The sequence below is a fragment of the Streptomyces sp. NPDC041970 genome (assembly GCF_055588985.1).
In genome coordinates this window covers 286272-298012 of the sequence record NZ_JBVJCD010000001.1, presented here as the reverse complement: position 1 = coordinate 298012, position 11741 = coordinate 286272, and the positions used below count along the sequence as shown (strand labels likewise).

Annotated in this window: 5 protein-coding genes; 2 read left to right on the top strand and 3 right to left on the bottom strand. The window is 73.4% G+C overall.

The window, feature by feature from the left end; genetic code table 11:
• Positions 1-541: 541 nt before the first annotated feature.
• Together ACZ6EJ_RS01265 and ACZ6EJ_RS01260 are read left to right on the top strand one after the other, a co-directional pair.
• Positions 542-991 carry a TY-Chap domain-containing protein gene (locus tag ACZ6EJ_RS01265; protein ID WP_469263600.1) on the top strand — a complete coding sequence of 150 codons (450 nt, stop codon included), beginning with the start codon at positions 542-544 and terminating at the stop codon, positions 989-991.
• Positions 992-1427: 436 nt separating this feature from the next.
• Entirely contained in the window at positions 1428-2615 is a 1188-nt protein-coding gene (locus ACZ6EJ_RS01260; protein ID WP_469263598.1) for a hypothetical protein, read from the top strand.
• A gap of 159 nt (positions 2616-2774) precedes the next feature.
• On the opposite strand, the gene ACZ6EJ_RS01255 is transcribed toward ACZ6EJ_RS01260, so the two are convergent.
• From ACZ6EJ_RS01255 to ACZ6EJ_RS01245, 3 genes are all read right to left on the bottom strand, one after another.
• Positions 2775-4322 carry an alpha/beta hydrolase gene (locus ACZ6EJ_RS01255; protein WP_469263596.1) on the bottom strand — a complete coding sequence of 516 codons (1548 nt, stop codon included), beginning with the start codon at positions 4320-4322 and terminating at the stop codon, positions 2775-2777.
• 296 nt (positions 4323-4618) lie between these two features.
• Entirely contained in the window at positions 4619-4972 is a 354-nt protein-coding gene (locus ACZ6EJ_RS01250; protein ID WP_469263594.1) for a hypothetical protein, read from the bottom strand.
• Between the two features lie 32 nt (positions 4973-5004).
• Positions 5005-11262 (bottom strand): DNRLRE domain-containing protein, encoded by a 6258-nt coding sequence (locus ACZ6EJ_RS01245; RefSeq protein WP_469263592.1) that lies wholly within the window; start codon positions 11260-11262, stop codon positions 5005-5007.
• Positions 11263-11741: the final 479 nt, after the last annotated feature.

Genomic DNA, 11741 nt, shown 5'->3' with positions numbered 1-11741 from the left:
CCCCCCCCCCCCCCCCCCCCCCCCCCCCCCCCCCCCCCCCCCCCCCCCCCCCCCCCCCCCCCCCCCCCCCCCCCCCCCCCCCCCCCCCCGCCCCGGACGGGACCGCGGGGCTCGCCCTGCCGACCGGAGGCGGAGGGGGTCGGGCGGCGGCCTCGTCCGGGGCGGTGGATGCCCTGCGGGAATGAGTGACGCGACAGACGGCCTGGCCGCGACACCCCTCCCGGAGGTGCGCCGCCGCGCGGCCGTCATGGACGAGCTCACCGGGATCGAACCGATGGCGGTGACCGGGGTGCGCGCCGTCCGGCGTGGAACCCGGACCGCCGACTTGGCGGTGGCGCCCGCCGGCTCGTGGCCGCGGCCGAGGCAGCGCCGCCGCCGACACGTCGCCCCCCGGCCTGGCCGTCCGCGGAGCCGTGTCCCGCGGACGGCCGCGGCCGGGCGTCCGGCGGTCGTGCCGGTCGAACGCGGGCCGGTCCTCGCCGTCGTTCGGCCGTCCGCCATCATGAGGGCGTCATGATCCAGGAGTACGAGGGGGGCCGCTGTGGCCGACTGGGAGACGTTCGCCGAAAAGCTCGCCACGGAGCTGACCTACATGCCCGATGGGACGGTGGTGGTCCTCAGCGAGGCCCTCCCGCCGGGCCGTCGCCGGTTCGCGCAGTTCGTCAAGGACGACGAGGCCGTGTCGGCCGAGCTGGTCGGTGACCGGTACCTCGAACCCGAGCGGCGCGCGAGCGAGGCGGGCCGCCGGTCGATCGCCGAGGCGGGTTGGCATCAGCCGGACACCGACCACGCGGACAACTGGTGGACGGAGTTGAGCTGGGCGGCGGTGTCCGCGGACTACGGGCGACTGGCGTCGATGGTGGTGACCGGCCTGCGCGACGGCTTCTGCGTCCCCGGCCCGTCGGCACTGGTCTACCAGGTGTGGAACGAGAAGCCGGGCGTGGGCGCTCTGGACCTGTACTCCCTGGGACTGGAGCGGGTGGAGGACTGACGCCGGGGGACGCTCCCCCCGGAAGCCGCCCGGCGCGCGGTGCCGGTGTGTCGTCGCGGGGGGCGTGGGGCCGAGCGAGTGGCCGAAAGCCGTTGCCGTCTGTTGCCGCGATCGGGGCGGGCGAGGGCGCGCGCCGGGCGTCGCCGCGACCGCCCCCGCGGGATCGGACGTGCTGCTGGGCGGCGCCGCTCGGAGCCCGAACGTCCGCGTGGGGCGGAGCGATCCGAGGGACAGCGGTGGTGGGGGCGAGGTGAACGGTGTTCGATTCCAGTCGTTTCGCGGATCGAGCTGCCGACGGGGCGCGGAGGTCGGAGAATCGGGCTGCGGCACGGGTCCTCCGCCGGCCTGGAGCAGGCGGAACGCCCATGCGTCCGCACGCCATGTCCTCGTCGAGAGCTGGAGTGTCCCGGTGGCCCGTTCGCGCATACCCCGACCCGTGCCCATGGCAGCAGGGGCGGCAACCGCTCTGCTCCTCCTCGGTGCGACGCCCGCGGCGGTGGCCGCGCCCGCCGAGCGGCTGCCGGCCTCCCGGTTGCTCCCGATCCCGCCGGGAGGGCTCCACAGCTTCGTCAAGGACCTGAACAGCGGCGGCACGGTCATCGGCGAGTACTACGCGGAGGGCTCCGACGGGCCGCTCGCGATCCGGTGGAACGCCGCCCGCCCCGGCTACACCCCTCTGGCGCCGCTGCCCGGTGAGAAGTTCAGCCGCACGGCCGCACTCAGCGACGCCGGATGGGCGGTCGGCCTGTCCTACGACAGCTTGCCCGACGCCCATCCCGTTCGCTGGACACCGGGCGGCGCCCCGACGCGCCTGGCGCTTCCCGCCGGGTCGCGCGGTGGGAGCGCGGCGGCCGTCAACGACGCCGGGGTCGTAGTCGGTGACGCGCGGGAGGAGAACTCCCGCTCCCACCCCCTGCGCTGGCGGCTCGACGGCAGCAGGACCGACCTGCCCGTGCTGCCCGGCGACGACAGCGGCACCGCGACCTCGATCAACAACAGGGGTACGGCGGTCGGATGGACCGAGCAGCGCGACGTCACCGGCGGCCCCGCGCACCCCGTGCGCTGGAACGCGGCGGGCGTCGTGAGCGCGCTGCCCCTGCCCGTGGGGTTCGCCGGGGCCCGGACGAGCCGGATCACCGACAACGGGGTGGTCTTCGGGCACGGGCGACGGGCCGGGAGCACGGAGTACGACCGGGTCCTGGTGTGGGCGGCCGACGGCACCGTCCGCGACGCCGGGCGCGGGCGGGGATACGACGTCAACCGGTCCGGCACCGCCGTCGGGTCGTCGTTGGAGGACTCCCCCGACGGCTCCCCGGCCCGCTGGAACGCGGACGGCACGCGGACGCTGCTCGCCAATCCGGCGGAAGCGGCCGGGGAGGTGCTGTCGATCAACAACCGGGGGACGGCTGTCGGGTACGCGTGGCCGCCGGCCGGCAACCCCGCGCTGGACAAGGCCCTGTTGTGGAAGCCCGACGGCACGGTCGTCCCGCTGCCGCCGACCGCGCTCGGTCCCCACGCCGCGGCGTTCGCCGTCAACGACGCCGGAGTGATCGCCGGATTCGCCGTCGGTACCGACGGCGCGGGCAACGCGACGACCTGGCGTGCGACCGTCTGGAAGCGCTGACGTCCGCCCCGGCGCATCGTTCGCGAGGCGCCGGGGCCCCCGAGCTGAACCCGCCGCCCTCCGCGGTCGGGACGGGCCGGCGTGCGACCGCCTCTTCGACAGGACAGGTCGCCTGCCTCACCGGAGCGCGCGGTGGACTCCGGCGGGGCATCGGGCGGATCAGTGCCCGAAGAGCGCCGGCGGACCCACGCCGGGACGGGGGTTCGGCGCGGTGGTACGGGAGCCGGCGGCCGCGGGGCTCGGGTCGGCGGCGCAGGTGACGTCCCCGGCGGGCAGCCTGCCGGTGGTCAGGTACTTCGTGGCGGCGGCGTCGGCGCAGGCGCTGATGCCGAGCGCGTAGACGCCGTGGCCCTCCCCCTCGTCCACGGTGACGAGCCGGGAGCCCTTCAACGCCCGCCTCAGGCCAAGCGCCGTGGCCAGGGGCGTCTGCGGGTCCCACTCGTTCTGGACGATGAGCGCGGGGACCTTGTTGTCGACCTCGGTGGTCGCTTCGGCCGGCCGGTCCCAGAACGCGCACGGGAAGATGTTGGAGACGGAGTCCCCGTACAGGGGATAGCGGACGCTGTCACGCCTGGCATCGGCCCGGTAGACGGCCGGGTCGGCGGGCCAGCGCACGTCACCGCACATGATCGCCATGAAGCTCGCCAACTCGTTGTCGCTCGGCGTGAAGACCGGGAACGTCGGGACGGGCCTGCCCGCCGCGGCGTCCCTCAGCAACCCCAGAGTCCGGGCCGCGCGCGACGGATGGGGTATCTCCCAGCGTATGTACTCGCGCACGTCGGCGCCGTCGAAGACGGTCCCTCCCAGATCGAGCGGTTCCCGGTCGGCGCGCGCCACGATGTCCCAGAACAGCTTCTCGACCTCGGCGGGCGTGCCGCCGAGCCCGTACCGCGCCGCGTGGCGGGCGGTCCACTCCGTCCACCGGTCGAACGCGGCCTCGGCCTGCACCGCCCATGACCGCGCCATGCTCCGCCACACCCGCTCGGGGTCGACCGCGCTGTCCAGGACGAACCGGTCGACGCGGTGCGGGAACAACTGCGTGTAGACGGCGCCGAGGTAGGTCCCGTACGACAGCCCGAAGTACGAGATCCTCCGCTCCCCGAGGGCCGCGCGGATGGCGTCCATGTCGCGTGCCACGTTGCGGGTGCTGATGTGCGGGAGCGTTCCCTCGCCGCGGTCGCGGCACCGGTCCGCGATGCCGCGCGCCCAGGCGACGTCCTGGGCGAACGTGGCCTCCGTGTAGGGCCGGTACGTCTTCCGCTCTCCCGCGCCGGTCGTCCCGCAGGAGAGCGGGCTGCTCGCACCGACCCCGCGCGGATCGAAACCGATCAGGTCGTACCGGTCCTTCACCGACTGGGGCAGATGGTCGCTGAGCGCCAAGGGGTAGAAGAGCCCGGAGCTGCTGGGGCCGCCCGGATTGAACAGGAGGACACCGCGGCGTAGGGCGGGGTCGGCGGCCCTGATCCGCGACAGCGACACATCGATCCTCGTGCCGCCCGGCTTTCGGTGGTCGAGGGGGACCTCGAGGGTCGCGCACTCGACGGTCGCGGGAACGCCGTCGCCGCACCTCTGCCAGACGGGTGCGGGCACGGTGGCCGGCGCGGGCACCGACGAGCCGGGCGCGGCCGTCGGTGCGGCCGCGGCCGCGGTGCCGAGCAGGGCCGGGGCGAGTACGGTGGCGACGCCCAAGGCGATCTTGGAGGTCATCCGTCTTCTCAGGAGCAAGGGAGTGCCTTCGTTCGCTGGGATGTTGAATGGCGCTCTCCAGTGGTCCGGAGGGACGGACCGCGGGGTCGTCGGTCAGCGTAATGGGGCTTGCTGCGGGCGCGAAGCCGCTTGCGCCAAGGTCTTTCCTCGGGGACGGCGGCGCCGCGGCTGCCGTCGCGCCGTGCCCGAGTCGGCGTGTGCGTGGCGTGCGTCCCCTTCGGACCGGGCGCGGGCATGAAAAAGGGCCGGGGGCCGGGAAACGGTTCCCGGCCCCCGGCCGTTCGGCCGGTCCTTCGTCAGACGGCCGCGGACACGGCCGCCATCAGGCAGGACAGCAGTCCGCACGCGAGGACCGCCGCCGCGCAGACGCGTACCGCCCGATCACGGGGCAGGCGTCCGGCCCGTGCCGTGAACAGGGACACCGGCACCGCCGCGAAGGGCAGGACGGCCGCCGTCAGCAGGGCGACGCCCCACCCCAGTGAGGCCGTCACCCCCTCGGGCATGGTCGCGCGTCCCGTGGCGCCCAGCACGTGCTGCGCGCCGTTGAACGCGAGGGGGAGTGCCGCGACCAGCCCCGGCAGGAGCGCGGCCCCGACCAGGGCCACTGCTCCGGCGGTGCGGATCAGCGGGCTCGTCGAAACGCTTCGCACGTTCGCCTCCTTTCTCGGACGGCGTCGATCCGTCACCATCGCGGCGCGTACCAACTGATGTTGTTGGCGAAAAGGGCCCACATGACCTTGGCGAAGACGTTGTTCGCCTTGGAGCAGGGCTTGTTCCGGTTGCACCAGGTGTTGTTGGGCCCCCATGCCTTCACGTTGAGCTGGAGTATCCCGTACTTCTTGCCCAGCCAGAACTTGATGCTCTTGTTCTTGCCCTCGACGTGGCCCTTGAGCGACTTGAACTTCCAGCCCGTCGAGTAGATCTTCGTGACCCGGACGGGCCCCTTGCCGTAGGCCAGGTTGCAGCGCTCCCCCTTGTTGAGGGTGGAGCCGCAGCCGGTCAGCGGGAAGACCCAGAAGTGGTTGCGCATCCACTTGAAGACGCTCTTGGCCGAGCTGTAGAAGTAGCCGATCCTGTAGGAGGCTCCGTAGGAGTACTCGCCGCTCAGGTCGAGGCAGGAGACCGGGTTGCCCCGGCAGTACTCGTAGTCGTTGTCGTTGCCGCCCTGGACCGGGTCGACGGACAGGAAGCGGCCCGCGGCGGAGTCGTACAGGCGGACGCCCATGAGGACGACGCCGGCGGCGGTACCGCTGTCGCGCTGGTACGCGCCCAGCCATCCGTAGGTGGCGGAGGCGGTCCCGTCGAGGGGCTTGCCGTACTCGTCGTAGCGCTGCACGACGGGGGCGGCGGCCTGGTCCAGCGGGAGCTGGACCGCGACGTCGCCGTGCAGGTTGGAGAGCTGCAGGACGGTGTCGCCGGCGCCCGAGGTGAGCGCGGACAGTCGGCCGCCCGGACCGGTGACGGAGCGGGTGATCCTCCCCTTGGACGAGGCCGTCCAGGTCGGGCTGTCCTCGTCGTCGGCGAAGTGGCTGGTGGTGCTCTCGCCGTCGGCCCAGGTGTTGTCGGCCTGCTTGACCTGCTCGGTGGAGCGGGCGAGCCTGCCGACCGCGTCCAGGTACCGGACGGTGCGCCGGTTCGCGGTGCTCTCGCTGCGGACCAGGTCGTTGGCGTAGTACGTCATCGTGTTCGCGCCACTGGCGGTGGTGCGGCCGAAGGCGTCGTACGCGATGCCGGCGGCGGTCAGCCGGTCGCCGCTGTCGTAGGCGGAGGAGACGGCCGTGCGCGTCGTGTCGTCGGTGCCGCTGTCGCAGTCGTCCGACGTGGTGGTCAGCGCGGTGCGGTTGCTGTTCGCGTCGAAGGCGTAGGCGCGGGTGGTGCAGCCTCCGGCTGTGGTGTCGGTCGCCGTGGCCAGGCGGCCGGTGGCGTCGTAGGTGTAGGCGCTCTCGGTGGTGGCGCCGTCGGTCTGGGTGTGCTGCGCCTGGTCGCCGTGGACGGTCGTGCCCGCGACGTCCGAGAGGACGGGGACGCCGGCCTGGTCGGTGTACTCCTTGCCGGTCTCCTTGCCCGCCGTGTCGGTGGTCACCGTGAGCGTGTAGCCGCCGGGCAGTGTCTCGCCGGTGAGCCTGCCGTCGGCGTTGTAGGTGGCGCCGAAGGAGCCTGCGACCGAGTCGGTGATCTTCTTGACCTGGCCGGCCTCGTTGTAGGCGTAGGTCACCGTGGAGGGCGCGGAGTCGGAGACGCGCACCGGGCGGTCGAGGACGTCGTACGCCGTGGTCGTCGTGTTCCCGGTGCCGTCGTCGTAGGACACGGGACGGCCGAGGGCGTCGTAGGCGTAGGCGACGGTCTGGCCGCCGGAGCTCCGGGTGGCGGGCTGCCCGGTGGCCTTGTCGTAGGTGAGGGTGGTGTCCTCGACCGCCTCGCCGACGCCGCCGGCGACCGACGTCCTCACGGTGCGGCCCGCGGTGTCCCGCACGATGGTGGTCACGCGGGTGCTGCCGTTCGCCGTCTCGGTCCGGGTGGCCACCTGGCCCGAGCGGTCGTAGGTGTAGCCGGTGGTGACGAGGTCCTTCGGGTTGTCGCCCCCCGCGGTCACGGAGGCGGCGGGAGCGGTGCGGCAGAGCATTCCCGCCCACTCGGGCCGGGCGGCGCAGTCACCGGAGCCGTCGGCGGTGTAGTACGTGTAGCGCAGGGTCCCGGCGTCGGAGCCGTCCGACCCGGCGGTACGGGTGCTGAGCACGCGCCCCTTGGCGTCGTAGACCGTGCGCGCCGTGGCAGTGGCGCCGTTCTTGCCGGAGAGGACCTGGCCGGTCGCCCAGTCGTAGGCGACGGAGGCGGTCTTGAGGTCCGCGTCCTCGGCGTGGCCCTCGATGGCGGCGCCGGTGGCGGTGGTGGTCACCTGGTCGGACACCGCGGCGTCGGCCGGCCGGTTCTCGTCGTAGACGTAGCTGTTGTGCGCGCGGGCGGGGACCACCGAGCCCGCCGGGAGGGTGGCCTCGGCGGTGGCGCCGGTCAGTTCCTCGGTCAGGGTGACCAGGTGCAGCGGGCCGTACTCGTGCAGGAGCCGCGCGCCGTCGGCGGAGTACACCGAGGTGGTGGCGAGGCGCTCCGCGCGCTCCGCGCCGGAGAGGTCGGCGAGGCCGAGCGCGGCCGCGGCGGCGTCGTCGGCGCGCAGTGCGATCTCGCGGTTGGCCCCGGTCAGTTCGGCGACGGTGTTGCCGTGGGCGTCGTACTCGGTCGTGGTGATCGAGCCGCCGGGCGAGGCCGTGTTGGTCTCCTCTCCGTCGGCGTTGAGGTAGGTGATGGTCGCCGCCGCGTAGTCGTCCGCCGAGAGGTCGGAGCCCGTGCTGGAGGCCGGGGTCGATCCGGCCGGGAAGAGCGCGGTGGCGTCGGTGGGCGCGTCGTCCTGTCCCCAGGCGGCCACGGTGGCCTTGTCCATGCGGTGGGGCGCGCGCTCGGTGGCGAGGGGCACGTCATAGACGACGGTGGTCGCGGCGGTGCCCGAGGTGGTGGTGGCCGAACCCTCCGCGAGGCCGGGGCGGGACGCCTTCAGGAGCATTCCCGCGCCGGCGGTCAGGGCCGAGCCGGCCTTGCCGTAGGTGAAGGTCCACGGGAGCTGGCCGCCCTCGGTGAGGGTGGTCACGCGGCCGTCGGAGTCGTAGGCGTACGCCGTCCTGAGAGCCGTGCCGATGCGCGGGTCCCACACCTCGCGGAGCAGGCCCTTGTCGTCATAGGCGTAGCGGGAGACGACCTCGGCGGTGGACGCGGTCGCTCCGGGGGCCGTGGCCCACAGGCGGACGGCCTGCACCTGGCCCTGGCGGTCGCCCAGGCTGTCGCCCGAGGCGGTGGTGCGCTCGGCGTAGACGAACTCCACGACGCGGCAGCCGCGCCGGGCGGGGTCCGCCTGGCACTGCGCGGCGGTGGCCGCCTCGCTGGGCGAGACCACGTACTTGGGGCGGGCCACCTGGCGGCCGGCGTCCGTGACGGTCTCGGAGACGAAGGTGACCTGGGTGTCGTCCACCGCGGAGGCGCTGGAGGCCAGCGGCCAGGTGGTGGCGGAGGCTCCGGCCTTGGTGAACACGGAGACGTCGGCCTGGTTGTCCTTCAGCGTGAAGGACGTGCCGCTCAGCGTTCCGGTGAGCACCAGGGACTCGTGGCCCGGCTGCGGGGCCCAGGTTCCCTGGGCGGCGGCGGTGAAGGCGATGCTGGAGCCGTCGGCGTCGAGGATCTCCACCGAGGTGTCCGAGGTCTTGCGGAGCTGGGTGAACGATCCGCTCTCCTCGCCCTTGATCGACGAGGTCCAGCCGGGCCCGAAGATCTCGGCCTGGCCCTCGGCGTCCGTGTCGTTGGTGCGCGAGGAGAAGGTGCGCTGGACCTGGACGGAGAAGGCGGACGCGTCCGGCTCGGTCAGGGTGAAGTCGCCGGTGAGCAGGTTGACCTCACCGGTGGCGACGCCGCTCGACGGCGCGTTGCCCGCGTCCCGGTCGAGGGTGACCTCGGTGGTCTGGGTGTGGCCGCTGGTGGTGCCGTTGGTGAACACGGCGCGCAGGGCGATGCCGCCGTCCTCCGCGAGGGTGGACACCACGTTCCACACCAGGGGGGCGGCGACGCCGCCGGTCACCTTGACCGGCCAGGCGGTGACCGCCTCGCCGGACGCGGTGACGTCCGAGGCCGGGACGGTGCGCCAGGTGTCCTCCTCGCCCCGGCGGTACTGCCAGGTGACGCCCGTGTACGAGGACAGTCCCTTCGCGGCCAGGGTGAGCCGCCGGGCGGTCTCCGCGCCGTCGCCGGGCGACAGCACGGCCGCTCCGTCCTCGCCCACGCCGAACTGGTAGGCGGTGGACGTCGTGGAGAGGTTGCCGCCGGAGTCGACGGTCTTGGCGTGGAGGGTGTGCCAGCCGTCCCCCGGAGTGACGGTGATCTTCGCGGCGTCACCGCCGCTGCCGTTGGTGGTGTCGAGCTGCTTGTGCGGTACGGCCGGGTCGTCCAGCCCCCACCAGTAGCCGGCGCCGTCCGTGGACTCCGTGTCGAGCGTGCAGGTGACCGGCCCGTCGGCCCTGGCCGTCCAGCCGTTCTCCTCGTACGTCTCGCACGACACCTTGGGCGCGGCCGGCTTGGCCGTGTTCATCGTGAACGTGGTGTACCCGGTCCACGGGCCGTAGTCCGTGCCGTCGTGGGCTCGGGCCCGGTAGCGCAGATGGGCGCCGGCGGGGAACGCGCCGGCCGCGGGGATCGTGAACTTGGCCGTGCTGCCGGAGGCGACCTCGGGGGAGGTCCCGGTGTACGCGTAGGTGGTGTCCGCGAACGCGGGGTCCGCGGTGATCTCGAACTGCGCCTTGGTCTTCGAGCCGTCGAGGTCCTTGACGCCGGCCGTCAGCATCGGCGTGAGCGAGGTGACGTACCGCCTGCCGTTGTAGCTGTTCACGGCGGACGGGAGTATGGCCACGGCCGTGGGGACGGCCGGGTAGGAGTTGTACGCCACGGTGAGGTGCGGCTCGGTGGAGCCGTCCCCCGAGACGTGGTTGGCCGAGCGGAACCGCCGCCAGGTCGTCGAGTCGGTCTCGCTCGCCCCGGCGACGCGCAGGCCGTGGTTGGCCGAACCCCCGGCCCACGCCTGGACGATGGGGGCGACGTCGAAGGCCATGTCGCCGGCCGGGCAGGAGGAGTTGTAGCCCAGCGCGGCCTTGTTGGTCACCGCGCCCTCGGCGGTCGTCGACGGCTGGGCGCCCCAGGTGATGGCCGAGGAGTCCCAGGCGGAGGTGACCCGCCGCACCTGGGTGCCCGCTCCGGTCGTGGCGCACGTGGCCGCGTAGTACGAGTGCAGCGTCAGCTTGGCGCTGGTGATGCGCTTGCCCTTGAGCGGGGCCACGTCGAACTTGAGGTACGAGCGGGCCTTGGTGGCGCCCGCGTCGTACGTGCCCGACTTCAGCTCGGTGGAGGACACCTGCGAGTCGGGGTAGTTGGTCGCCACCCAGGTGTCGGTGGAAGCCGCGAGGGTGGACGTCGGGTCGACCGTCACCGGGTAGGTGAGGTCCTTCTCGAAGTACGCCGGTGCGGGCTTCAGCACGAGGGTCTGGGCGCCGCCGGCGGCCGTCTCGATCGAAGTGGCCACCGGCGCCAGGTGCTTGGACTCGCCGGACGCCGGGTTGACCGAGGCGTCCCACATCATCGGAGCCGGCGCCTCGGCCACGAGCTTGCCCGCGGTGTCCTTGAGCAGCAGGCGGCCGGTGCTCGCCTTGGAGAGCCTGAGTCCGCCGCCGAGCACGAGGGGGATCCGGTAGACGGGGGGCGCGGTCGGCGGCTCGTCCAGGACGACGTTCTGCGAGAAGCCCTGGGAGAGCGCCGTCACGGTGAGCGTCTGGCCGCGGCCCAGGTCGTAGGAGGCCGTGTCGCCCTTCACCTCGGGCGCGGGCAGGGGCGTGGACCACCGCATCCCGAGGGAGTGGCCGCCGCGCGCCACCGAGGCGAGCGATGTGTCACCGCCGTCGGACAGGTGCACGTCGGCGGCTGCCGCCTTGGGCTCCAGCGAGGGCCCTGAGTCGACGAGCGCGGTGTCGATGTCCTCCCAGCGGCCGTCAACGCGGGTCCGCACGGGCCCGGCGTACAGTGCGGTCTCCAGCGACCCGTCGGGCCGGGCGTAGGTGGTGGTGGTCGCCGTGCGCTCCGGGACGACCTCGATCCGGCGCTTCTGCAGACGGGCCATCAGCAGGCCGGCCGCCACCGAGTCGGCGGTCGACGCGGCCTTTCTCGTTCCGGCCGAGGCGGAACCGGGCGGCGTGGGGACCGTCTCCGCGGCCGAGGCGCTCGTTCCCGCGGGGCCGGCGGCGAAGGCCGCACCGCTCACCGTCGACACCAGCGCCGTCTGCGCCAGCAGGACGGCGGCGAGACCGGCCGCGACGCGTCTGCCCCTGCGGGCACCGCCGGTCGTTCTGAGAGGCGGCATCTGCCGCCCCCGACTGCTTATCACATTTCCTCCGATTAACCCGCATGTCATTTACATGTTGCTTACATTCTGACCGCCTCTCATGTGTGCTCCCGGTCCGGAGCAACGCTCGATTCGAAGCGACACGCGATCGTGATCACCAAACAGGGCGATATACCGACCAAACAGGTGGACTCGCAGGTCAAGCTGGGTGTGCGAGGGGCGCGCCGAGCTGGATCGCCCCCGCCCGGACGGTCTGCGGGCATGACGCCGCGGCGGCGGACGCGCGCCCGCGGGAGCGGGACGAAGCGAGAAGACGGGGGGGCTGCCTTCACATCAGGACGCCGATCCCGCGACGGCCCGAGGGCACCGCGACGACGCGGGGGGGGGGGGGGGGGGGGGGGGGGGGGGGGGGGGTGGGGGGGGGTGGGGGGGGGGGGGGGGGGGGGGGGGGGAAAAAAAACACCCAACAACAAAGGGCCCCCACCCAACAAACAACT

What these genes read in the sequence shown, in the direction of transcription:
- ACZ6EJ_RS01245 (WP_469263592.1), bottom strand. Translation starts at nt 11,262, where the DNA reads ATGCCGCCTCTCAGAACGACCGGCGGTGCCCGCAGGGGCAGACGCGTC.
- ACZ6EJ_RS01255 (WP_469263596.1), bottom strand. Translation starts at nt 4,322, where the DNA reads ATGACCTCCAAGATCGCCTTGGGCGTCGCCACCGTACTCGCCCCGGCC.